Below are 22969 nucleotides of genomic sequence, written 5' to 3'. Positions count from 1 at the left end.
ATGAGACGCACCGCAGCGGCCGGCGCTGACGAGGAGGAGCGCAGCATGCCCGTGCCGACGGAGCTGCCCGGCCCCACGCCGTGGCCTGCCGGGGCGCGGGCGCACCGGCTCGTCGTGTTCCCTCGTCGCTTCGGCCGCAGCATCCCGCCCAATCCGCCCGCGTCGGGCGTCCGGCCGGGGCCGGGCGTGTCCGTCTGACCGACTTGTCGCCCCTGGGGGTCCGGTGCCACGTCACCTCGTCGCCGGTGCTCCGGCCGACAGCGCCCCGCCGCGAGCGGCCACGCCGCCCGGCGGACCCGGCCCGCCGGTGCAGCGGCTGGCTCCGGACGAGGTCTTCGAGGCGTTCGGCGTCTCCGCGCGCGGGCTCTCCTCCCAGGAGGCGGGCGTACGGTTGCGGACGTACGGCCCCAACGAGCTGGCACGACCGCGCCCCAGGGGACTGTGGCGCCGGTTCGCGGCGCAGTTCACCGACCTGTTCGCGGTGGTCCTGCTCGTCTCGTCCGCCCTGACGTTCCTCGCGTACGCGCTCCAGGACCCGCGTGACGCCGGCAACCTCCAGCTCGCCTTCGCGATCCTGGGCGTCGTCGTCCTGAACGCCGTGATCGGCTTCGTCCAGGAGTACTCCGCCGAGCGCACCGCCCAGACGCTCCAGGCCATGGTGCCCCACACCTCCCGCGTCCTGCGGGACGGCCGGCGGCGGGAGCTGCCGTCCGCGGCGCTGGTGCCCGGCGACCTCGTGTCGCTGGAGGCGGGGGACGCGGTGTCCGCGGACTGCCGGGTCGTGGAGGCACATGGTCTGTCGGTGAACAACGCGCCTCTGACCGGGGAGAGTTCGGCCGTCGGCCGGACACCCGAGCCGAGCTCCGCGGCCAGCGCCCTGGACTCCCGCAACTGTGTCTTCATGGGCACCACGGTGGTCTCCGGATCCGGCAAGGCCGTCGTCCACGCGACCGGGGCGGCCACGGAGTTCGGCCGGATCTTCCGGCTCACTCAGGAGGCACCGCAGCAGAAGACGCCGTTGCAGCGCGAGGTGGCGCTGATGGCCCGGCGCGTCGCGGCACTCGCGATCGCGATCGGGGCCGCCGTGTTCGCGCTGCGCCTGCAGACGGGCCAGCCACTGGTGTCGGCCTTCGTGTTCGCGCTGGGAGTGATGGTCGCTCTCGTACCCGAGGGGCTGCCCGCGACGCTGTCGGTGTCGCTGGCCATCGGGGTACGCCGGATGGCCCGCCGCCAGGCTCTGGTGAAGCGCCTGCTCGCGGTGGAGGCACTGGGGTCCACCACGGTGATCTGCACGGACAAGACCGGCACCCTCACCCAGGCCGAGATGACCGTCACCCGGATCTGGGGCGAGGGAGCCTGGCATCCGGTCTCCGGCGTGGGATACGCGCCGGTCGGCGAGGTGGCCGACGCCGGTCCCGTGCGTGAGCTGCTGCGCAGCGCCGTTCTGTGCACGGACGCCCGGCTGGTGCCGCCCACCGGGCACGAGGGGTGGCGGATCCTCGGGGACACCACGGAGGGCGCGATCATCGTCGCGGCGGCCAAGGCGGGGCTGGACGCCGACGCGGAGAAGGAGGCGGCCCCACGGATCGGGGAGTTCCCCTTCGATCCCGTCCGCAAGCTGATGAGCACCCGGAACCGCCGGGCCGACGGGGACACGCTGTGCGTCAAGGGCGCACCGCAGGAACTCCTCGCCCGCTGCACCCGCATACGGCTCCACGACACGGCGCTGCCGCTCACCGAGGAACTGCGCAAGGGCGTGGTCGACGCGAACGACTCGATGGCCGGCCAGGGACTACGGGTCCTGGGCGTCGCCGTACGCCGGATGGACGAGGCCACCGACGACGTGGCGGCGGCGGAGTCCGGCCTGACCTTCCTCGGGCTGCTCGGCATGCTCGATCCGCCCAGGTCCGAGGTGTCCGAGGCGGTGCGGGCGTGCCGCAGGGCCGGCATCCGGATCGTGATGCTGACCGGTGACCACCCGCTGACCGCCGAGGCGATCGCCCGCCGGGTCGGCATCGTCACCGACCCCTCCCCCACCGTGGTGACCGGCTCCCGGCTCGACACCCTGGACGCGGCCGCGCTCGACGCCCTGGTGGCGGCCCCGGGGCAGTTGCTGCTGTGCCGGGTCAGTCCCGAGCACAAGATGCGGGTCGTCGCGGCGCTTCAGGCCCGCGGCGAGGTCGTCGCCGTCACCGGCGACGGGGCGAACGACGCGCCCGCGCTCAAACACGCCGACATCGGCGTCGCCATGGGAGCCGGTGGCACGGACGTCGCCCGCGAGGCGTCCGAGATGGTGCTTCTCGACGACTCGTTCGCGTCCATCACCGCCGCGGTGGAGCTGGGCCGGTCCGTCTACCGCAACATCCGCAAGTTCCTCGCCTATCTGTTCAGCCACAACATCGCCGAACTGGTGCCGATCCTGGCCGCCGCCTTCGCGGGCTTCCCGCTGGTGCCCCTGACCGCCATGCAGATCCTCGCCATCGACCTGGGATCGGACGTTCTTCCGGCCCTGGCGCTGGGAGCGGAGCCGCCCGAGCGCGACACCATGGATCGTCCTCCCCGCGACCGCCACGAGCGGCTGTTCTCCGGCGGACTCGTGCGCCGGTTCCTCTTCCTCGGCACCCTGATGTCCCTCGGGGTGTGCACCGTGTTCTTCTGGCAGATACACGCCTCGGGGATCGCCTACGCCGACTTCACCGCCGACGACCCCGCCTACCGCAAGGCGATCACCCTCACGCAGGCCGCCATCGTGGTGGGCCAGTTCTTCAACGCCCTGGCCGTGCGCACCGACCGGCTCAGCGTGTTCGGCACCGGACTGTTCTCCAACCCGCGCCTGATCGCGGCCGGTTGCTTCGGCGTCGCACTGATGGCCGCCATCAGTTACGCGCCTCCGTTGCAGAGGGTGTTCCACACGGCACCTCTCGCCGTGACGGACTGGGCGGTCCTGACCGGCTTCGGCATGCTGCTGCTGGCCGCCGAGGAGGCCCGCAAGTGGTGGGTGCGCCGCACCCCGGTCACCATCGAGAAGGCCGCCGTCGACAACGACAAGGAGGCGACGTCATGAGAGTCGTCGTGGTGGGTTGCGGCCGCGTCGGTTCCGCGCTGGCCGCCCAACTGGTCAACGAGGGCCATGACGTCCGCGTCATCGACCGCGATCCCAGGACCGAGCGGTTGCTGCCCCCCGGGTTCTCCGGTCAGGTCCTGCACGGCAACGGGTTCAGCCGCACGCTGCTGGAGAGCGCGGGCATCGAGCTCGCCGACGCGTTCGTGGCCGTCACCTCGGGCGACAACACCAACATCGTCAGCGCCCGCACGGCAAAGGAGACGTACCGCGTGCCGATCGTGCTGGCCCGCATCTACGACCCCCGGCGTGCCGACATCTACCGCGAACTGGGCATCCCGACGATCGCCAGCGTGCGCTGGACGGTCCATCAGCTGCACCAGATGCTGCTGCACCGCCATCTCACACCGGAACTCGACTTCGGCAACGGCGAGACCCTGCTGCTGCGTTCCCTGCTGCCGGGCTATCTCACCGGCCGGCCGCTCGGTGACCTGGAGGTCGAGGGCGAGATCCGGGTCGTCGAGGTCACCCGCGGGGGCCGGTCGTTCCTGCCCACGCACCACACGCCGGCCGAGACGGACGATCTCGTCACGTTCGCGGTCGCCGCCGACGCGCTGGGCCGGCTGCGCGGCTTCCTGGACAAGGAGCTCGGGACATGAAGGTCGTCGTCGCCGGGGCCGGGCGCCTCGGCACCCAGGTCGCCCAGGTGCTGGGCGCCGCCCGCAACCAGGTCACGCTCGTCGACCAGGACGACACCCGGGCCGCCGAACTCCAGGGACACGTGCCCGCGGACGTGCGGGTGGGGGACGCCTGCGAACCGTCCGTCCTGGAGGCCGCGGGCGCCCACGGAGCCGACCTCGTCGTCGCCACCACCGGGGAGGACGAGGACAACCTGGTCATCAGCCTCCTCGCCAAGCGCCAGTTCGCAGTCGCCCGGGTCATCGCCCGCGTCAACGACGACGACAACGCCTGGCTCTTCACCCCGCACTGGGGTGTCGACACCGCCGTACCGGCCGCAGCGCCGCTCATCTCCCTGATCGAGGAGGCGACCAGCGCCACCGACACGGTCGCGCTGCTGCGGCTGAGCAAGGCGGGTGTGAACGTGATCGAGACCGTCATCACCGGACAGTCCCGCGCGGTGGGTCACACCCTCGCGGATCTGGCCGTGCCGTCCGGCATCGTCGTCGCCACCGTCGTGCGCGACGGCGACCCGATGGCTCCCGCCCCCGACTTCTCACTCAGGGAGGGCGACGTGGTGCTCGTCGTCTCCCACGCCGCGACGGAGAGCGAGGTGCATGCGGCGTTCCAGTGACACCTCGGACACCTCGGACACGGCGGAGACGGCGGAGACGGCGGCGGGCACGCGAACGTGTGCGTGACCGCCGGTGAACGGTCACGCACACGGGGTGCGGCTCGGCGCGCGACGGCGCTCGGACATGCCGCACAGGACGGTCCGGTGCCCGTCTGCCCCTCCGGCACCGGAACGACGTACGAGGGAAGGGCGCGTCCGATCAGCCGGCCGCGTCCTGGACGTGCCGGACGTGGGCATCCGGGCCGGGGAACACGAGCGTCACCTGGTCCGTGTCCGACCACCGCACCTCGTAGGGTGGCGTTCCGTCGTCGTGGTGCAGTCCGACGATCCGGCCGTCCCGCTTGGTGACGCCGGTCGTCGGGCTCTCCACCACGAGTACGTCGCCGAGTTGAGCTCGCATGTTCTCCACCCGCTTCCTCGGACTGCTCCTGTATCCACCCTGGCACCGGCGACGGGCCGCCGCTTGGGCTCTGGAACCTCCTCCGGGTGGGCCGAACGGCCCCTGATTCCGGGCCGTCCGGCCCTCAAGGGAACCTGGGCGGCACTCCATCGCGACGCGGAGCGCTGACACCCTGGAAGGGTGACGGCCGCCGTCCGTCACCCGGAAAGCAGGGAGGCGCGCCATGCGTCACCGTACGGTTGCCGATCTGATGACCCATGAAGTCGTGCGGGCCCGGCGTGACACCGCGTTCAAGGAGATCGTCCGGATGCTGGCCGACAACGACGTCACCGCCGTCCCCGTGGTGGACGAGCTGGACCGGCCCGTGGGCGTGGTGTCCGAGGCCGATCTGCTGCGCAGGTGCGCCACTCGGACGGACCCGGCCACGCCTGTGCCACTGCCGGTTCCGCAGGAGTGGGAGCGGGCCAGGGCCGAGGGCGTCACCGCCGAGGAGGTGATGTCGGCCCCTGCCGTGTGCGCGCAGCCGGAGTGGAGCGTGGTCGAGGCGGCCCGCCTCATGGCCTTCCGCAGCGTCAAGCGGCTGCCCGTGGTCGACGAGGCAGGCCGTCTCAAGGGCATCGTCAGCCGCGCCGACCTGCTGCGGGTGTTCCTGCGCAGGGACGAGGCCATCCGCGAGGAGATCATGCGGTCCGTGCTGCACGAGACGCTGGGCCTCGCGCCCTTCGACGTGACAGCCGAGGTGCGGGAGGGGCGGGTGACCCTGCGGGGTTCCGTCGACGCGCCCAGCCTGGTCCCCGTCATCGAGCGACTGTGTGCCGGCGTCGACGGCGTGGTCTCGGTGGACGCACGCATCGGGCACCGGGTGGGCGCCGCTTCCTGACGTCACCTCGACCGGACCCACTCGGGGGAGGGAGGAAAACGTGGCCGCCGCTGCTGTGACCGGCGGCGACGGCTCAGGCCGCGACACCGGGATCCGCGGGGACGTCCAAGAGCACGGCTTCGAGGCCGTCGGCCCGCGGGAGGACCGGCCCGATCCGCCGCGGTACGGGATCTCGCGGCGCACCGGCACCGTGGCCCGCGCGGCGGACGTCGGCCGTGTCCCGTGCGGGGTGTCGGCCGGCCCGCCTTCCCCACGGCGCATCACAACCGGACAGCAAGGAGAGGTGGAACGATGACCGACATCCCAGGACTGCTGGGCGACGAGGGCAAGGACCTGCTGACCCACACCGCCCAGGGCATCCCCAAGGAAGACCTGGAGCTCCCGGGACCCGACTTCGTCGACCGGGTCATGGCCGCGACGGACCGCTCGCCGCGGGTGCTGCGCAACCTCCAGTCCCTCTTCGACCACGGCCGCCTGGCCGGCACCGGATACGTGTCGATCCTGCCCGTCGACCAGGGCATCGAGCACTCCGCGGCCTCCGCGTTCGCCCCCAACCCCCGCTACCTCGACCCGAAGAACATCGTCGAGCTCGCCGTCGAGGGCGGCTGCAACGCGGTCGCGAGCACCCTGGGCGTGCTCGGGGCCGTGTCACGGCGGTACGCGCACAAGATCCCCTTCGTCGTGAAGCTCAACCACAACGAACTGCTGACCTACCCCAACCACTACGACCAGATCATGTTCGGCAGCGTCCAGCAGTGCTTCGACCTGGGCGCGGCCGGGGTGGGCGCCACGGTGTACTTCGGCTCGGAGCAGTCCGACCGCCAGCTGCGGGAGGTCAGCGAACTCTTCGCCCGCGCCCACCAGCTGGGCATGTTCACCGTGCTGTGGTGCTATCTGCGCAATCCGGCGTTCAAGAAGGACGGCGTGGACTACGCGACGTCGGCGGACCTCACCGGCCAGGCCAACCACCTCGGCGTCACGATCGAGGCCGACATCGTCAAGCAGAAGCAGGCGGAGAACAACGGCGGCTATCGCGCGCTGGGCTTCGGAAAGACCCACGAGCTGGTGTACGGCGGGCTCACCACCGACCATCCGATCGACCTCACCCGCTGGCAGGTCGCCAACTGCTACATGGGCCGGGTGGGACTCATCAACAGCGGCGGCGCCTCCGCCGGTCACGGCGACCTGGCCCAGGCCGTGCGGACCGCGGTCATCAACAAGCGGGCCGGCGGCACCGGACTCATCACCGGCCGCAAAGCCTTCCAACGCCCCACCCGCGAGGGCATCGACCTCCTCCACGCCGTGCAGGACGTCTACCTCGACGACGACGTCACCATCGCCTGACGAAGGAGCGGCCATGGCGAACGTACGGGACATGCCCCCGGCCTCCGAGGCGCCGGAAGACCACGGGACGGGCAACCGCTGGAGCACGCTCGTGGTGCTCTGTGTGTCCCTGCTGATCGTGTCGCTGGACAACACGATCCTGAACGTGGCCCTGCCCGCCCTGGTGCGGGAACTCGACGCGACGACGACCGAACTGCAGTGGGTGGTGGATGCCTACGCGCTGGTCTTCGCGGGGCTGATGCTGGTCTCCGGCAGCAGCGCGGACCGGTTCGGGCGCCGACGGGTCTTCGCCGCCGGCCTCGTGGTGTTCGGCGGCGCGTCGGCGTGGGCCGCCTACTCCGGCTCCGTCGACATGCTCATCGCCTCACGGGCGGCCATGGGCATCGGAGCGGCCATGATGATGCCGGCCACCCTGTCGATCATCACCGACGTGTTCCGCGACCCCGTGGAGCGGCGGCGGGCGATCGGCGTCTGGGCCGGCACCAGCGGGCTGGGCATCGCCATCGGCCCGGTGGCCGGCGGCCTGCTGCTGGAGCACTTCTGGTGGGGCTCGGTCTTCTGGGTCAACATCCCCGTCGCCCTCGTCGGCCTGGTGTGTGTGCTGCTGCTGGTGCCCGAGTCCCGCAACCCGGCCGCACTGCGCCCCGATCCGGTCGGTGCGGTGCTGTCGATCGCCGCACTCGGCCTGCTGCTGTGGGCGATCATCGAGGCGCCGGTGCGCGGCTGGACGTCAGGCGTGGTGCTCGGGGCGGGCGGCGCCGGGCTTGCGGTACTGGTGTGCTTCGTGTTCTGGGAGCGGGCGAGCACGCACCCCATGCTCGACCTGGGCTTCTTCCGCAGGCGCCGGTTCTCGATCGCGACCGCCTCGGTGTCCCTGGCGATGTTCGGGCTGTTCGGGGCGTTGTTCGTCCTGACCCAGTACCTCCAGTTCGGTCTCGGCTACACCGCTCTGGAGACGGGCGTCCGCATCCTGCCGGTGGCCGGTCTGCTGGCGGTGGTCGCGCCGCTGTCCCCCGTCCTGGTGCGATGGGCGGGCACCAAGGCGGTGGTGGGGGCGGGACTGCTCGTCGTGTCCGGCGGCCTGTGGCAGTTGTCCACCGCGCAGTCCTCCTCGACGTACGGCGACGTGCTCGGCGGCATGATGCTGCTGGGCCTGGGCGCCGGTCTCGTCGTCCCGGCCGCCCTGGACTCCCTCATGGGCACCCTGCCGCCCGGTGACACAGGGGTCGGGTCGGCGACCAACGGGGTCTCCGTCCAACTCGGCGGGGCGCTGGGCGTGGCCGTCGTCGGCAGTCTGCTGACGACCCGCTACCAGGACCGCATGGGGCCGCGGCTGGCCCCGTACCGGTTGCCCGCGGAGGTGTCGGACAGCGTCCTCGGCTCGCTCGGCGGGGCGCTCTCGCTGGCCGACCGGGTCGGCGGCACGGCGGGTCGGATGCTCGCGGAAGTGGCCCGTTCGGCGTTCGTCAGCGGTATGGGCCTCGGCCTCACGGTCGGCTCCGCCGTCGCCGCGGCCGGAGCCCTGCTGGCCTTCTCGGCATTGCCGTCCCGTCCGCCCTCGGACTGACGGCGCCCGGTGCGGTTCCGGCGGACGGATGTGACACCCGGCAAGCGGGGAGTCGCAGCGGAGCGTGCCGGTCATCGTCGCCCCGGTGACCGGCACGCTCGCCGAGGGCCGCCGCGCGTCGGCTCCCGCCCGCAGCAACGGCACAGGCTGTCGTCCGAAGGTCACATGGACCAGCCGACCGCCGAAGGCGTCTCCCGCTTCGTCGCCGACGTGCCCAGGCCCTCGATGTCGCCCTCGGCGGTGTTCACGAGCTGCCGGGCGAGGTCGTGCAGAGCCCTGCCCGCGGCCAGCTCGTCACCGATCTCCGGCACGTCGGTGTCCGCGGGACTGCAGTGCGCGGCTCCATGACCGGTCAGCGAGGTGGTTCCGGTGTCCAGCACCACCCGCGCCTTCGTCGCGCCCTCGTCCTCGAAGAGGAAGAGGCGGACCGTCCATTCCAGCGTGTGCGACATGGCTGCCTCCTGGTCTGCGTCATGACTGTCGACCGATGCGGATCCGGTGCGCGGATCCCATCGCTCCCTTCGGTCGTCCTCAGCCGACGGGCACGAGGGCGACCGGGCAGTGTGCGTGGTGGAGCAGGGCGTGGGTGAACGAACCGGTATGGGGGCCGAGTCCCCGCCCGTGCCGGTGACGTGCCGTGATCACCACCAGGTCGGCCACGCGCGTGGCCTCCACCAGGGCCCCGGCGGCACCCCGGACCGTGTCGATCCGGACGCCCACCTCCGGAAACTTCTCTCGCAGCGCGGCCACCGTCGTCCGGGGCACCGCGGCCTCGCTCTCGAGCAGAGTCCTCAGGTCTGTCCCCGGCCGCTCGGCGGGAGGCGCCCGCAGGCCGCCCGACAGCTCCGGCACGGCCGACACGTGCAGAGCCCACACCTGCGCCCCGTACCGGTGTGCCTCCTCGAAGGCGAACCGCGCGGCACCGGCATCGACGTCGTCGGCCACCCCCACCAGCACCGTGCCGTGCTCCGGTTCGACGGGCGCCCAGGCGCCGCGCACCACCAGCAGCGGGCTGCCGCAGCGGGCCGCGGCCCGCAGGGTCACCGACCGTGCCAGCACCTCGGCGACCCGGCCCGAGCCACGGCTGCCCAGCACGGTCAGCGCGGCCCGGTCACCGCGCCGCACCAGCTCCGTCGCCGCCGGTTCCGGGCTCAGCGTCTGGATCACCTCCAGTTCGGGGGCGTGCTCGCGCACACGGGCGGCGGCGTCCTCCAGGACGTCCCGCGCCCGGTCGACGCGGGAGCGCGGGTCGTCCGCGCCGGGCCCGGCCGCGTGCCCGGCCCACGGCCAGGCGTGCAGGATCTCCAGCGGCGCGAGGCGGGTCCGTGCCTCCGCCGCCGCCCGGTCGAGCGCACGCCCGGCCTCCTGCGATCCGTCCACGCCGACCAGGACGTGCCCGCTCAGGGGCGGCCCGGGTGAGTGGACTGCGTAGTCCCAGAGGCTCTTGCGGTCTCTCGCGCTCATCACTCCACCTCATCTCGCCCCGGAGGCCCTCCGAGGCCCCGGGGCCGGTGACCCGGCACGTTTCAGCGGCGTGCGTCGAGCCGGGTGCGCAGGTTGTGGAACTGGCGGGTCTGCATCACGAAGTGCGCAGGTTCCCCGAACAGCAGGTCGAGCGGGGCGGCCAGCCAACGGGGGCGTCCCTGGCCGCGGGTGCGGACCACCAGTCGGCTCTCCCCGAAGGGCGCGGGCTTCAGATGGAAGCTCCAGATTCCGTCCAGACGGGCTGCCGGCAGGGGGCGCGAGCGCGGATCGAAGGAGCGCCCGGAGGCCAGGTTCAGGTCGGAGCGCAGGACCAGGGTGCGGTTCGGCTCCAGTCGGGACACGGTGAACCAGGACCTGCCGTCAGGTGTTGCGGGCAGGCGCTGTCCTTCCTCCAGCCGCTGCCACTCGGGGACGATGCGGTCGGCGCTGGGTTCTCCGAAGTGGTCCAGGAAGTCCCAGCTGTACCAGCCCGCGCGGTCACCGCCCATCTGCACGAGCCAGGGCCAGATCTCCTCGGGCGGCGCGGGCAGCGTGGTGGCCATCGTCGAGGTGCCGTCGGCGTCCGGCACCAGTTCGTCGCCGGGGTAGACGCTCTCGGTCTCCTCCTGGGTCGCGCCCCAGGTCAGCAGCCTGGGACGGAACCGCAGCGCGTAGAGCGCCAAGGCACCCCCGGTCAGCAGGGGGAGCAGCAGGGCTCCCGTTCGTCGGCATGGTCGCAGCGCGGACATCGGGTCCTCCTTTTCGCCCGAGGGCTGTGGTGAGAGGCCGGCGCGCGGGGTGGAACGGGACCGCGCACCGGCGGTCGTACGGGAAAGGGTGTGGTGGCCGGCACGGCGGACCCCGAGCAGGGCGACCGGGGGGTCCGCGCCGCGGTGACCGGCACGGTGAGGACTGCGCGGGCGGGCGAGGTAGACCCCACCGCGCGGCGTCAGCCGGCGCTCAACTGTCCGTGCCGGCCGGACCATGGTGGTACGACCTCCCGGCTCGCGGCGAGGTGCGGTCCCGGGACCGCAGGATGTCGTGGGCGAGATCCGCCCCCTTGGCGGCACGGCCGCCCCCGCCCGGGAGGCCCGGCGCGCGCTCCAGTCCCTCGACGAGCGCGCGCACGGCCAGCGTCAGGATGTCGATCTGTTCCTCCAGGGCCCGCATCCGTCGCTCCAGCGTCTTCGGGGGCTGCCCGTCCGGGGCGGAACCGGTGTCCACGACGGGTTCGTCGATGTGCCGCATGGTCGCCTCCCGGTGGCGCGACGGCGCGGGCGGAGCGGCGCTTGCGGGCGCTCGGAGTCCGCCCCTGCGCTTCCAGTCTCCCCGGTGTCCGGCCGCGAGCGGCAGGGCCGAAGGGCCCCGGGAGGGGGGCCGTCGGCCCTGCCCCCGCCCGCTGTCCGGCGGTGCAATGAAGGGAGAGGAGAAGGACCCCCCGGTACCGCGCGTCCCGGGGGCGAGTGACGACGGGCGCGTATGCGGGCAGGGAGGCGACCGATGCGATTCGACGACCGCCGGGCGGCCGGGCGGCAGTTGGCCCGGCGTCTGGATTTCCTGCGCGGCCGGGACGTGCTGGTGCTCGGACTGCCGCGCGGCGGAGTGCCGGTGGCCTACGAGGTGGCCGACGCGCTGAGCGCTCCTCTGGACGTGCTCGTGGTGCGCAAGCTCGGCGTGCCCCGGCAGCCGGAGCTCGGCTTCGGCGCACTCGGGGAGAACGGCGTGCGCGTCCTCAACGACGACGTCGTCGCAGCGTGCGGACTCGGCCCTGCCGAGCAGGCGGCCGTGGAGGACGCCGAGCGGACCGAACTGGAGCGGCGGGTCAGCCGCTACCGTCAAGGGCGCGCCCCCGTTCCGCCGGCGGGGCGGACGGTGCTGATCGTCGACGACGGACTCGCCACCGGCGCCAGCGCCGATGCGGCCTGCGAGGTGGTACGAGGCCGAGGAGCGGCACGGATCGTACTCGCCGTGCCCGTGGGCGCGGCCTCCGCGGTCGCGCGACTGCGAAGGACCGCCGACGAGGTGGTGTGCCTGCACAGCCCGCGCTTCCTCGGTGCGGTGGGCGCCTGGTACCACGACTTCACCCAGACCTCCGACACGGAGGTGGCCTCGCTGCTCGCGCGGGCCGCCCGGTCCGCGTCGGCCCCGCGTTCCCACGTCACCTCACACGTCCCGCCCGACCCGTAGGCGGGGAGACCACCTGTCGACGCGGGCGGCGGTGGCCTCCGCGGCACCGGTCGGTGCGAACCCGTGCCGAACGGCCCGCGGAACAGGCCGGGTTGGCCCACCCGACTCCCCCTCGCGCGCGATGTACTGGTGGTGAGGGCAGCTCCGCACTCCTCCTGGAAGGAGGAAGAACGTCATGTCCACGTTGCGCGCGTTCCACCACCTAGGCACGGGGTCCGTCGTACTGGCCCTCGGGCTGCTCGCGACGGCAACCGTCACCGGTGACACGGCGGACGCCACGTCCACCGCCGTCGCACCGGGCCGCGGCGGCAGCCCGACGTCCGCCGTCGACCGGGTCGCCGACTTCTACGGCGCCTACGTCGACGTCCTGTACGACTCCGGCCACGGACAGCTCTCCGGCGCCCTGCGCGCCCACTACCTCACGACCGGTCTGCAACGCGCCCTGGCCCGGTGGGAGGCCGTCCACCACATGGACGGCGTGCTCCGCGCCAAGGGCGTCCCCGCTCAGTGGTCCGTCGTCCACAACGACAGCGGCATGGGGCACTGCTGGAGCCGGGTCACCCTGACCTGGCAGGACGGCCACCGCACGCACCGTACCCATCTGATGATCCAGTCCGATCTGGCGACCGGACTCATCTCGGGCATCAAGACCGTCAAGTGACCTGTGCCGCACGGGGGTTACGTCCGCGGCGAGTTCGTGTGCGCTTTGGCGCAGGCAGGCGCACCGGGCCCACGACCAGGTCGGCGGGCGTGGGCCCGGTGCGAGGACGAACGGCCAGCCCCGTCCCCGCCTTTCCTTTCCGAGGAGTCGCCGCGGCGGCGGACGCCGGTCCCCACACCGGCACCCCCGTAGGGGGGCTCCGCCGTTCTCACGGGCTCGCCCTCACCCTCGCACCGCGGCCGACGTCCGCGGCAGGGGCCGACCGATTCATACCGTGGTCCGACCGGCCCCTTGTCCACCGGCGACACCGCCGGACCGACTGCGAGGACCGCCGCGGGATCAGGCACCGTCACCGACTCCTGGTGTGTCTCACCGCGTGAGCGTCAGGGGCACGGTGTCCTCGATCACCGCGTGACCGTCCTCCATGGAGTTCCAGTACGCGGTGAGCAGACCGGCGCCCGAGCGGGTCGTCCGGTACGGGATGGTCACGTCGAAGGTGCCCCGGGTTCCGGTGCCGGAGGTCGCCGTGGCGTAGACGTCGGCCGCGCGGTGTCCGGCGGCGTCGGTGATCTTCAGCCGGAAGGTGGCCTCGAAGGTGTTGGCGCTCCCCCAGACCCGTACCGGCGTGCGGATCGTGTCACCGATCAGGGGGGACTCGACGAGCACCAGCGGCGCCAGCTCCTCGAAGTCGGCGCGGCCCACCGGTCCGTTGAGGACGATGCCCTCGCCCCCGAAGGACGTCACCGGTTTGCCGTCCACTTCGAAGCGCACCTTCTCGATGGCCGGGAAGCGGGTGGCGGTAAACACGACCTGGGCGAGTCGGGCCCGCATGGACAGGCTGCCGCCGCCGTCGTCGTAACGGCCGGACAGGTCCACCGTGGCGACGTGGCGCTGCACCACGACCGAGCGGAGTGCCGTGCCCGACGGAATGGCCGTGGTGCGCCGGTGGGCGCGTTCGAAGCGGTTCGGCCCGGCCAGCAGGGCACGCAGCGCCCCTGCCGCCGTGGCGGGCGGGGTCACGGTGCGCGGAGCGGGCGAGATCTTCTCGCCGTGCAGGAAGTAGACGGACGCCCGAACCTGGCGCTGTGTGCCGCCCGGCCGGGAGGGTGTCGCCGGCGCCGTGGACGTTCCGGGTCGGCCGGAGCCGCTGGGGGCGGGCGGGGGCGCGGTGCCGCCCGTGCCGCCCGTGCCGCCGGCGTCCGGTGAGCTCGGGGTGCCCGGAGCGGTCGGGGTGCTCGGCTGTCCGGTGCCGGGCGAGGTGCCCGCGGCACCGGTGTCGCTGCCGCACGCGCTCGCCACGGATGACACGAGCAGGGCTGCCACGGCGACGGACACGGGGCGCAGCCAGGGGGACGTTCGCGGGGTGGACGTGGTCGTACGCATGGCATTCTCCTCCGACGATCCCAGCCAACTCCTTCGGCGCGAGTGCTCCAAGTGCCGTACGGACCAGGGCGTATGGGCCGTACGGCACTCATCGTGCGCGCGGATGCGCCGGCTGACGCGGGATCAGGCGCGCGGTGCCGGCCGCGGCCAGGGCCGGGGCCGTCGGCGTGCCGCCACGTCCTCGACCCATCCCGTCAGCAGGACGGCCCCGCCGATGAGCGGCCAGGCGAGCAGGAACAGGAACCAGTCGGCTGCCAGCGGCAGGGTCGTCTCCAGGGCGTGCACCCGCCACATCCGGTCGATGAGGAGCACGCCGAGGACGAGGGCCACCTCGTGCCACAGATAGACCGTGACCGCCCGGGCGTTGAGCAGCACCACCGCCGCGTGCACCGCACGGTACCGGCGTACCCATGTGTCGCCTCGCGGCCGGAAGCGCATCAGCACCAGGACGAAGCCGAACGACCACAGGGCCTGCGCCAACGGGATCTCGCCGAGGTCGTAGCCCTCGTCGGTGGGACGGGTGAACGCGAACCAGCCGCCGATCGCCGTCGTCAGCACGGCCAGGGCCCCCACGCGGGCCGCCGGGAGCCGGTGGATCAGGCCGTCGCGGTGGGCGAAGCCCAGCAGCCAGCAGGCCCCGAAGACGACCAGGTCGGTGACCGGCCCCCGCAGCGCGCCGGGCATCGGGACGAGACCGGTCTGAGCGATCTCGGCGAGCACGAGGAAGCCCGCCACGCACGTCCAGGGCCCCTTGCGGAACACCCGCAGCAGGAGGGGACTGAGCAGGACGAACAGGAGGTAGGCGCGGATGTACCAGAGAGGGGCGGCGACCTGGAGCGCCCACGCGCTGCCGTCGGTGGGCGGATCGTGCAACGGCACGATCCACCACAGGAGTTCGGCCCAACCCCGGAGGCCGCGGCCGTCCTCCCCCGGGTTCCAGCCCCGCCCCAGCATGACGCCCACCACACAGGCGGCGAAGGCCCACAGCGGTGGCAGCAGACGGCGCATACGGGCTCGTACCACCGCCGCGGAGGTGCGGTCGTGCCGGTCCAGGGAACGGGCCATCAGGGATCCGGCCAGGGCGAACATCACTCCCATGGCGGGGAAGACCAGGGTGAGCCAGGCCCAGTTGAAGGTGTGGTAGGCCACCACGCGGACGAGGGCGAGGGCCCGCAGCAGGTCCAGGTAGAGGTCCCGGCCGCCCTTCTTCGGCTGTTCCGGTTCCGCCGGGGCCCGCGGGCGCCGGGGCACGGACGGTGGGCCGGCGGGCGGTGGGAGGGCGGGTGGTGGTGCGGGCAGGGGACGCGGAGCCGCGGGGGCGGTCACCCGGCCGGTGCGCCGCAGTTTGTGCCAGCGCAGTCCGGCCCCCGTCACCGCTGTGACGCAGGACTGGAGCAGCACGAGGTACAGCAGCTGCCGGTAGACGAGCTGTTGCAGCGGCAGCGCCCACAGCACGCGCAGCCTCTCACCGTCCAGCCGCAGTGCGTAGGCGGCGCACAGCAGCTGCACGGCGAGCAGCCCGCCCCAGGCCAGCAGCGTGCGCCGCGGGTCCTGGAACAGCAGTCCGTACAGCAGGAACAGGTCGATCAAGGGAGAGAGCAGGGGTGTGAGGACCGTGAACAGGGCGACGAGGGCGAGGCCGTAGCGCCCGAAGTGGCCTGCGTGTCCGCGTTCGACGACCGCGTGGCGGTGCTTCCACATCGCCTGGAGCGTGCCGTAGCTCCACCGGTAGCGCTGCCGCCACAGCTGCCCGAGCGTGGCGGGGGCCTCGGTCCAGCCGCGGGCCCGCTCCTCGTAGACCACGTCCCAGCCGCCCCGGTGCAGTGCCATGGTGAGGTCGGTGTCCTCGGCGAGGGTGTCGGCGCTCACCCCGCCGGTGTGCCGCAGTGCGGTGCGGCGGAAGGCCCCGACGGCGCCGGGCACCGTGGGGATGCAGTGCAGCAGGTCGTACATACGGCGGTCGAGGTTGAGGCCCATCACGTATTCGAGGTGCTGCCAGGTGCCCAGCAGCCGGCCGCGGTTGGCGACCTTGGTGTTGCCCGCGACCGCGCCGACGACCGGGCGGCTGAACGGCTGCACGAGCCGGTGCACCGTGTCGGGCTCGAAGACGGTGTCGCCGTCCATCATCACGATCAGTTCGTGGGAGGCCCGCGCCACGCCGGTGTTGAGGGCCGCGGCCTTGCCCGCGTTGGGCTGTCGTACGACGGTGACGGCGGGCAGTGCGAGCGAGCGCACGATGTCGGCGGTGCCGTCGGTCGAGCCGTCGTCGACCACGACGACCTCGACGGGGTGCGTGCTGCGGACCACGGACAGCACGGTCTGGGTGATGCACTCGCGCTCGTTGTAGGCGGGGATCACGACGCTGACCGGTTCGGTGACCTCGGGTCCCCAGCGAAAGCGCGGGCCGGCGCGCACGCCCGCGTGCCGGCGGGCGAGGAAGGGCATCACGACGAGTCGGGCGAGGACCAGTCCGCCGACCGCGGCCAGCAGCAGGGCGAGCGGGGGAACAAGCCGCTCGCCGGTCACCACTGCCACCACGAAGATCCGCCCGCTCCACAACTGGGTTCCGTGCACCCGGTGTTGCGCACTGTCCGCGCCCAGTGCCCCGGTGATGGTGGTGAAACGGTAGCCACGGTCGGTGAGGGCGGGGATGATCCGCTCCAGTGCGCGCACCGTCTGCGACCGGTCGCCGCCGGAGTCGTGCAGCAGCACCACCGCGCCTCGGCCGGTCAGCGGTCGGGTGACACGGTCGGCGATGGCGTGGGCGCCGGGACGTCGCCAGTCCTCGCCGTCCACGTCGACGAAGGCGGTGACGTACCCCTTCGCGCCGAGCCTGCGCACCACGGGCCAGGACCGGTTGTCCAGATCGGCCGCCTCGGACGAGTACGGGGGCCGCACGAGGGTGCTGTGGACACCCGCCGCGCCCGCCAACGCCAGTTGCGTCTGGGCGAGTTCGCGGTCCAGCCGGGCCTGCGACTGGTATCCGAGGTCCGGGTGGGTGAAGGTGTGGACGCCGATCTCATGACCGGAGGCGACCAGTTGCCGGACCAGACCGGGGTGCCGGGCGGCCGACGATCCGGTGACGAAGAAGGTGCCCTTGGCCCCGTACCGGTCGAGCACGTCCAGGATCCGGGGGGTCCAGGTGGGGTCGGGGCCGTCGTCGAAGGTCAGGGCGACGGTGCCGGCCGGCATCCGATGGCTGCGCACCGGGGAGCCGCGCGCGTCCACCACGGGTCCGCCGCTCAGCACCTCGTCCGGAACCCGGTCGGCCGAGACCGGGGGATGCACACGGTGGTCGGCGGCGAAGTCGCCGTGGACGTAGCCGTGCAGGAGCAGGACGCCGACGAGGGCGGTCAGCAGGAGCAGCGGGAGGAAGACCCGCGGACGCGACGCGGCGCCACCGCGGCGCCCCGCGGGGACGACTTGCGGGCCGCGGGGAGAGTTCCTGGCCGGCGCGGACATCAGACGGTGTCCGTGGAGACGGGCGACGCGACGTCGTACGACGCGCCTGGGACCGTGGACGGGGAGGTGGCCGTCGGTTCACCCGGGCCGGTGGCCGGTGCGGTGGCCGACCCACCCGTGGTCGGGCTCGGAGTCCCGGGCGTGCTCGGCGTGCTCGGCGTGCTCGGCGGTGCCGTCGGTGTACCGCCGTCCGTCGCGGTCGCTGTCGGCGTCGGCGTCGGCTTCGGGGTGACCGGGGCGGTTTCGCCCGGTGGCGGCACAGTCACCGAACCCGAAGGTGACGGCATGTCCGTCGGTGAGGCGGACGGGGCGGACGGTGGGACCGACGTGACGGGGAGATCCTGTCCCGGCGGTTCCCGTACGGTGCCGGGTTCCTCGGACGGCACCCCCGGTACCGGAAGCACGGAACCGGGCGCGAAGGGCGTCGCGCCCATGAAACTGAGAGCCAGGACCGTGGTGTAGCCGGTCAGCAACACCCCCACGATCCAGGCGAGTCGGCGAAGAACGCGGGCGCGGCGCCCGGTCCGGTCGGTGAAGACGGGTTGCGCCTCGTCCGGCGCCGCGGCGGCCCGGGTGACCGCGGGCCGGGTCAGCGGCAGGGTCCCGGTGCCCGCCGCGCTGCGCACGCGGTGCGGCAGGTGCCACCGTGGCCCGCCGTTCCTGCCCGGGATCATGGTCTTCCCCCTTCCGGCGAAAAGCCGGACGCGGCTCTCCCTCCGTACTCAGACTCGCGCCCCCGCACGCGCTCGCCCATGGGTCGACCGGACCGACAGACAGGACGTCCGGCTCCTGCCCGGACCGGGCCGTCCAGCGGACTCTTGAGCCGTGCCACACGACCGGGTCCCGGCGCGCCCCTCGCCGAGCGTTCCGGGTACGCCGTAGTCCGGGGGCTTTCGGGGAGGGAATGATCATGGCATCGGTCACCTTCGACAGGGCAACCCGCTGTTTCCCCGGGATGGACCGCCCCGCCGTCCGCGCACTCGAACTGGACATCTCCGACGGCGAGTTCATGGTCCTGGTCGGCCCGTCCGGCTGCGGGAAGTCCACCAGCCTGCGGATGCTCGCCGGCCTCGAGGAGGTCGACTCGGGCACCATCCGCATCGGCGACCGGGACGTGACCCGTCTGCCGCCCAAGGACCGTGACATCGCGATGGTGTTCCAGAACTACGCGCTCTATCCGCACATGACGGCCGCGGACAACATGGGCTTCGCCCTGAAGATCGCCAAGATGCGCAAGAGCGACATCCGCGGCCGGGTGGCCGAGGCGGCCGGCATCCTCGACCTGGGCGACTACCTGGACCGCAAACCCAAGTCCCTGTCCGGCGGCCAGCGTCAGCGGGTCGCGATGGGGCGGGCCATCGTCCGTGAACCCCGGGTGTTCCTGATGGACGAGCCGCTGTCGAACCTGGACGCCAAGCTGCGGGTGCAGACCCGCACCCAGATCGCCTCGCTCCAGCGCCGGCTCGGCACCACCACCGTGTACGTCACCCACGACCAGGTCGAGGCCCTGACGATGGGCGACCGGGTGGCGGTCCTCAAGGACGGCGTGCTCCAGCAGGTGGGCAGCCCGAGGGAAGTGTTCCGGCAGCCGGCCAACGCCTTCGTCGCCGGCTTCATCGGCTCGCCCGCGATGAACCTCTTCCGGCTCGCGCTCACCGCGGACGGCACCGCCCTCGGTGACCTCCCCCTGGCCCTGCCCCGGTCCGTCCTCGCCGCGGTCCACGAGGAGGGGGCACCGGAGATCGTCCTGGGGGTGCGCCCCGAGCAGTTCACGCTCCTGTCCACGGAGGACCTGGAGACGCCGGCCCTGGAGGTCGTGATCGACGCCGTCGAGGACACCGGCGCGGTCACCTATCTGCACACCACCGCCAAGGTGGGCCAGGAGCTCGCGCAGGTCGTCGTCCGGGCCCCGGGGCGAGGACGCTGGGAGAAGGGCTCGCCTCTGCGGATCGTCCCGCACGGGGACGACGTACACCTGTTCTCTGCACAGACCGGTCTGCGGCTGCCGGACGACGGAGCCCTGCCCGCGGGAACGGACGACCGCACACCGGGCTGACCATCCCTGGTTGTCGGCGTCGGCAGGGACCCCGGCCCCCGGTGCACGACCGTGCACACGCACGCACCTGCCTGTCGCGGACGCGGTCGCGTTCCGGCCCTCCTGCTGTGGGGGACCGCCGTCGCACCGGCAGCGGCCGGCCCGGCGGGCTCGCGGCAGCGGAGTCCGGGGCAGTCCCCGACGCAACATCCGGAGGCGGAGGGGCCGTTCGGCCTCACGCTCTGGACGTACCGGCCCCTCACGGTGGCGCTTCCGCGCGGCGATGCTGAAATCGCGGAGGTCCGCACATCGACGTGCGGGCACCGGCCAGAGGAGGTGTTGACCGTGTTGCGCCCTGTTGTCGTGGGGTTGGACGGTTCGACCAGAAGCCTCGCCGCCGCCGGCTGGGCGGCCCGGGAGGCCCTCAGGCGCGGCCTGCCTCTTCAGGTCGTGCAGGCGTGGGAGGGCGTGACGGCGCCCTGTGACACGGAACAGCCGGAACTCAACGGGCCGCGCTGTCTGGCACGGAGCATGCTCGGCGATGCCGCGGACCGGCTGCGCGAGACCTACCCGCAGCTCTCCCTGAGCACCCGGCACATCACGGGTGCCGCCACCGACGTCCTGGTCGCGGTGGGCGCCGAGGCGGAACTGCTGGTGCTGGGCAGTCGGGCGGTCAGTGGAGTCGGCGGGTTCCTCGCGGGTTCGGTGACCCAGGTGGTCGTGGGCCACGTGGCCAGGCCCGTCGTGCTCGTGCGGGCCCTTGAGACGTTGGCGGACGAGCATCTGGCGGACGCCGAGGGGCTGCCCTCGACGCACACCCCGTACCGCGACGTCGTGGTCGGCGTCGATCCGGGACACCCGTGCGAGGAGGTGCTCTCGTTCGCCTTCGAGAGCGCGGCCCTGCGTGCCGCTCCGCTGAGCGTCGTGCACGCATGGCGGCTGCCGTATGTGCAGGCCGCGGCGGTCGCGAGGGCGCACCGGGCGGTGGCCGCGTCGTCCGCGCGTGCACTGTCCGCGGCCGTGGCCCCGTGGCGGGAGAAGTTCCCCGCCGTGGAGGTCCGCGAACTGGTGGTGGAGGCCCGCCCCTCGCGGGCTCTGCAGGTCGCCGCGCAGGACGCCGGACTGCTGGTCGTCGGGCGCCGGATCCGTACCGGCCGCCTCGGCACGCGCACCGGGTCCGTCGCGCACTCTGCGATGCATCACGCCGGCTGCCCGGTTGCCGTGGTGGCGCACGAGTGAGCGGGGCGCGTCGACCGGCCGGGCACGACATCGCCGGTGTCCGGGGACACGTCCGGCTCCCTGTTCTCGCCAGGCACGGCACCCCGGGTACGCCGTCGTCGGCGAAGCGGGCGGCGTACGACTGCCGCGCCGAGGCCCTTCGGGGCACGCCGCCCGGTGAACCGTCCGGTGTCCGGCAGTGGCAGAGCCGAGGGCCGGCAGTGGCAGAGCCGAGGGCCGGCAGTGGCAGAGCCGAGGGCCGGCAGTGGCGGAGGCGAGGGCCGACACCGGCCGAGACGAGCGGGGCGTCTTCGCCCGCACCGGCCGGACCGGCTCCGACCGGCGTTCACCGACGCGGCAGACCCGGGCGCTGCCGTCGTCGGCGCAGCGGGCGGCCTGCGCCTGCCACGCCGAGGCCCTTCGGGGCACACCGCCCGATGAGCCGGTCGATGTCCGGCACTGGCAGAAGCGAGCAGGACCTTCCCGGCCGACCCGCACCGGCCGGACCGGCTCCGACCGGCGTTCACCGACGCGGCAGACCCGGGGGCCCCGACCGCAGTGGTCCGCAGGCCTTCCGGTCGGCCCGGCAGGGGCCGTTCGGCCCTACCCGGCAGAACGTCGATGCGGCTTATATCTGGTCATGTCCGCCTACCACACGAGGTCCGCTCTGTCCCGCACGGTACGCACCGTCGACGGGACCACGACCGTCACGCTCGAAGGCGAGCTGGACCTCGTGACCGCGATGCCGTTGACGGCACATCTCGACACCCTGACCTCGGGACCGCATCCCGACCTGGTGCTGGATCTGCGTCCCGTGTCCTTCATCGACTGCGCCGGACTGGCCGTGCTGTGCCGGGCACGGAAACGCGCACGGGCACTCCACGGACGGCTCCGGCTGGTCACCTCCGACGCCCGCTTCCTGCGGATCCTGCGTGCGACCGGTCTGGGCGGCGTGTTCGAGATCCACCCTGACCTGCCCGCCACGGAAGCCGCCACGCCGGCCGGCGGTGCCTCCCCCTCCGCCGCCATGGGCTGACCGGTCCGACGGACGAACCGGCCGCGGGCTGCACGAGCGGGGCGAGGGAGGCGACGGTGGACGGGGCGGGGTGCCGATGTCTCTCGCTCCGCACCTCTGGGCCCGCCTCAGAGGTGCGCCAGGGGCCGCTCGGGCCGATCAGCGGTCCTGCTCGGGCGGTGGACGGGCCGCCGGCGCCCCAGCAGCCGTACGACCAGTGCGTCGACTCCGGCACTCACCACGACGGTGACCACGGTGAAGATCACCAGAAGCACGGCGAACAGCGTCCAGAAATCGGGAGTCAGTGAGGTACCCACAGAACTCACCCCCCTCCGTCGGGCGGGTTGTCTCACGCCTTCATGCAACAGCCGTGGCGGCGGCGGTGCAGGGTGCCGAAGGTCGTCGCGGCGAAGCCGAGTGGTCCAACCGTTGGTCCGACCGGCCCAAGCGCGGGCGGCGACGGCGGGCACACGCTGGCAGTGGGAGTTCCCACACCCGTCGGGAGGCACGCCATGATCACTGATTACACGCCCAGCACACTGCGCGCCCTGCCCGCCGAGCACCGGGAACGGCTGATGCGCGTCGCCCGTGAGGTGTCCTTCCCGCAAGGGACGCGACTGTTCGAGGAGGGGTCCCTGGCCGACCGGTTCTGGATCATCCGGACGGGCACCGTCGAGCTCGACATGCACGTGCCCGGCCGTCGAGCGGCCGTCATCGAGACCCTGCGGCACAACGAACTCGTCGGCTGGTCCTGGCTGTTCACCCCGCACACCTATCACCTGGGCGCCGAGGCCACGACCCCGGTACGGGCCTACGAGTTCGACGCCACGGCCGTGCGCCGGATGTGCCAGGAGGACCCGGCCATGGGCAACACGGTGGCCCTGTGGGTGGGAGACGTGCTCGCCCACCGCCTCCGCTCCGCCCGGACCCGGCTCCTGGACCTGTACGCCCCGCACGGTTCCGGCAGCACCTTCTGAACG

General features: G+C 72.9%; 21 protein-coding genes and 3 pseudogenes. 15 read left to right on the top strand and 9 right to left on the bottom strand.

What is annotated here, in order from left to right:
• Positions 1-45 precede the first annotated feature (45 nt).
• The 4 genes from M2163_RS40840 to M2163_RS40825 are packed head-to-tail and all read left to right on the top strand — an operon-like array spanning position 46 to position 4373.
• A complete protein-coding gene (locus M2163_RS40840) occupies positions 46-198 on the top strand; it encodes a hypothetical protein (RefSeq protein WP_280896543.1) in 153 nt (50 codons plus the stop codon).
• 25 nt (positions 199-223) lie between these two features.
• Entirely contained in the window at positions 224-3064 is a 2841-nt protein-coding gene (locus tag M2163_RS40835) for a cation-transporting P-type ATPase (protein WP_280896542.1), read from the top strand.
• Entirely contained in the window at positions 3061-3720 is a 660-nt protein-coding gene (locus tag M2163_RS40830; RefSeq protein WP_280847830.1) for a TrkA family potassium uptake protein, read from the top strand. The genes M2163_RS40835 and M2163_RS40830 overlap by 4 nt, the downstream gene beginning before the upstream one ends.
• On the top strand, positions 3717-4373 hold the full coding sequence (locus tag M2163_RS40825; protein ID WP_280896541.1) for a TrkA family potassium uptake protein: 657 nt from the start codon (positions 3717-3719) through the stop codon (positions 4371-4373). The genes M2163_RS40830 and M2163_RS40825 overlap by 4 nt, the downstream gene beginning before the upstream one ends.
• A gap of 214 nt (positions 4374-4587) precedes the next feature.
• On the opposite strand, the pseudogene M2163_RS40820 reads toward M2163_RS40825, so the two are convergent.
• Positions 4588-4773 (bottom strand): annotated as a pseudogene (locus M2163_RS40820) (DUF1918 domain-containing protein); the annotation flags it as partial.
• Positions 4774-4996: 223 nt separating this feature from the next.
• On the opposite strand from M2163_RS40820, the gene M2163_RS40815 reads away from it, so the two are divergent.
• Genes M2163_RS40815 through M2163_RS40800 form a run of 4 tightly spaced genes read left to right on the top strand, consistent with a single transcriptional unit; the run spans position 4997 to position 8564 of the window.
• Positions 4997-5653, top strand: coding sequence for a CBS domain-containing protein (locus tag M2163_RS40815; RefSeq protein ID WP_280896540.1), 657 nt, complete (start codon positions 4997-4999; stop codon positions 5651-5653).
• 40 nt (positions 5654-5693) lie between these two features.
• Positions 5694-5948 (top strand): hypothetical protein, encoded by a 255-nt coding sequence (locus tag M2163_RS40810; RefSeq protein ID WP_280847833.1) that lies wholly within the window; start codon positions 5694-5696, stop codon positions 5946-5948.
• Positions 5945-6997: a class I fructose-bisphosphate aldolase gene (locus M2163_RS40805; protein ID WP_280847834.1), complete on the top strand. Its 1053-nt coding sequence runs from the start codon at positions 5945-5947 to the stop codon at positions 6995-6997. The genes M2163_RS40810 and M2163_RS40805 overlap by 4 nt, the downstream gene beginning before the upstream one ends.
• Positions 6998-7010: 13 nt before the next feature.
• The gene (locus M2163_RS40800) at positions 7011-8564 is read left to right on the top strand and encodes an MFS transporter (protein WP_280896539.1); all 1554 of its coding nucleotides are present in this window, start codon (positions 7011-7013) and stop codon (positions 8562-8564) included.
• A gap of 161 nt (positions 8565-8725) precedes the next feature.
• On the opposite strand, the gene M2163_RS40795 is transcribed toward M2163_RS40800, so the two are convergent.
• The 4 genes from M2163_RS40795 to M2163_RS40780 form a co-directional block, all read right to left on the bottom strand.
• Positions 8726-9016, bottom strand: a complete 291-nt coding sequence (locus tag M2163_RS40795; protein WP_280896538.1) for a DUF1876 domain-containing protein — start codon at positions 9014-9016, stop codon at positions 8726-8728.
• 79 nt (positions 9017-9095) lie between these two features.
• On the bottom strand, positions 9096-10028 hold the full coding sequence (locus M2163_RS40790; RefSeq protein WP_280896537.1) for a universal stress protein: 933 nt from the start codon (positions 10026-10028) through the stop codon (positions 9096-9098).
• Positions 10029-10090: 62 nt separating this feature from the next.
• On the bottom strand, positions 10091-10777 hold the full coding sequence (locus M2163_RS40785; protein WP_280847838.1) for a hypothetical protein: 687 nt from the start codon (positions 10775-10777) through the stop codon (positions 10091-10093).
• Positions 10778-10988: 211 nt separating this feature from the next.
• Positions 10989-11276 (bottom strand): hypothetical protein, encoded by a 288-nt coding sequence (locus M2163_RS40780; RefSeq protein ID WP_280896536.1) that lies wholly within the window; start codon positions 11274-11276, stop codon positions 10989-10991.
• A 252-nt stretch (positions 11277-11528) separates the two neighbouring features.
• Here M2163_RS40780 and M2163_RS40775 point away from each other — a divergent pair, with 252 nt between their 5' ends.
• Both M2163_RS40775 and M2163_RS40770 read left to right on the top strand, forming a co-directional pair.
• Positions 11529-12215 carry a phosphoribosyltransferase gene (locus tag M2163_RS40775; protein ID WP_348541370.1) on the top strand — a complete coding sequence of 229 codons (687 nt, stop codon included), beginning with the start codon at positions 11529-11531 and terminating at the stop codon, positions 12213-12215.
• A 175-nt stretch (positions 12216-12390) separates the two neighbouring features.
• The gene (locus M2163_RS40770) at positions 12391-12876 is read left to right on the top strand and encodes a hypothetical protein (RefSeq protein ID WP_280847840.1); all 486 of its coding nucleotides are present in this window, start codon (positions 12391-12393) and stop codon (positions 12874-12876) included.
• 369 nt (positions 12877-13245) lie between these two features.
• On the opposite strand, the gene M2163_RS40765 is transcribed toward M2163_RS40770, so the two are convergent.
• The 3 genes and pseudogenes from M2163_RS40765 to M2163_RS40755 all read right to left on the bottom strand — a co-directional run.
• Positions 13246-14259: a Gmad2 immunoglobulin-like domain-containing protein gene (locus tag M2163_RS40765; RefSeq protein WP_280896535.1), complete on the bottom strand. Its 1014-nt coding sequence runs from the start codon at positions 14257-14259 to the stop codon at positions 13246-13248.
• 123 nt (positions 14260-14382) lie between these two features.
• Positions 14383-15438 (bottom strand): annotated as a pseudogene (locus tag M2163_RS40760) (acyltransferase family protein); the annotation flags it as partial.
• Positions 15439-15573: 135 nt separating this feature from the next.
• A pseudogene (locus M2163_RS40755) lies at positions 15574-17721 on the bottom strand (bifunctional polysaccharide deacetylase/glycosyltransferase family 2 protein); the annotation flags it as partial.
• A gap of 6 nt (positions 17722-17727) precedes the next feature.
• Between M2163_RS40755 and M2163_RS40750 the strand changes: the two are divergent.
• The 4 genes from M2163_RS40750 to M2163_RS40735 all read left to right on the top strand — a co-directional run bounded on the left by M2163_RS40750 (position 17728) and on the right by M2163_RS40735 (position 22010).
• Positions 17728-18183 carry a hypothetical protein gene (locus M2163_RS40750; RefSeq protein WP_280896534.1) on the top strand — a complete coding sequence of 152 codons (456 nt, stop codon included), beginning with the start codon at positions 17728-17730 and terminating at the stop codon, positions 18181-18183.
• 448 nt (positions 18184-18631) lie between these two features.
• Complete coding sequence (ugpC, locus tag M2163_RS40745; RefSeq protein ID WP_280847843.1) at positions 18632-19777, top strand: sn-glycerol-3-phosphate ABC transporter ATP-binding protein UgpC; 1146 nt, start codon at positions 18632-18634, stop codon at positions 19775-19777.
• A 324-nt stretch (positions 19778-20101) separates the two neighbouring features.
• Positions 20102-20995 (top strand): universal stress protein, encoded by an 894-nt coding sequence (locus M2163_RS40740; protein WP_280896533.1) that lies wholly within the window; start codon positions 20102-20104, stop codon positions 20993-20995.
• 619 nt (positions 20996-21614) lie between these two features.
• The gene (locus M2163_RS40735; protein WP_280847845.1) at positions 21615-22010 is read left to right on the top strand and encodes an STAS domain-containing protein; all 396 of its coding nucleotides are present in this window, start codon (positions 21615-21617) and stop codon (positions 22008-22010) included.
• 107 nt (positions 22011-22117) lie between these two features.
• Here M2163_RS40735 and M2163_RS40730 read toward each other — a convergent pair whose 3' ends face one another.
• Positions 22118-22306 carry a hypothetical protein gene (locus M2163_RS40730; RefSeq protein ID WP_280847846.1) on the bottom strand — a complete coding sequence of 63 codons (189 nt, stop codon included), beginning with the start codon at positions 22304-22306 and terminating at the stop codon, positions 22118-22120.
• A gap of 195 nt (positions 22307-22501) precedes the next feature.
• Between M2163_RS40730 and M2163_RS40725 the strand changes: the two genes are divergently transcribed.
• Positions 22502-22966, top strand: a complete 465-nt coding sequence (locus tag M2163_RS40725) for a cyclic nucleotide-binding domain-containing protein (protein WP_280896532.1) — start codon at positions 22502-22504, stop codon at positions 22964-22966.
• The last annotated feature ends 3 nt before the right edge of the window (positions 22967-22969 follow it).

The sequence above is a fragment of the Streptomyces sp. SAI-135 genome, assembly GCF_029893805.1.
In the GTDB taxonomy this organism is placed as follows: Bacteria; Actinomycetota; Actinomycetes; order Streptomycetales; family Streptomycetaceae; genus Streptomyces.
Note: the sequence above shows the minus strand (reverse complement) of the source record. Positions and strands in the feature narration are given on the sequence as shown.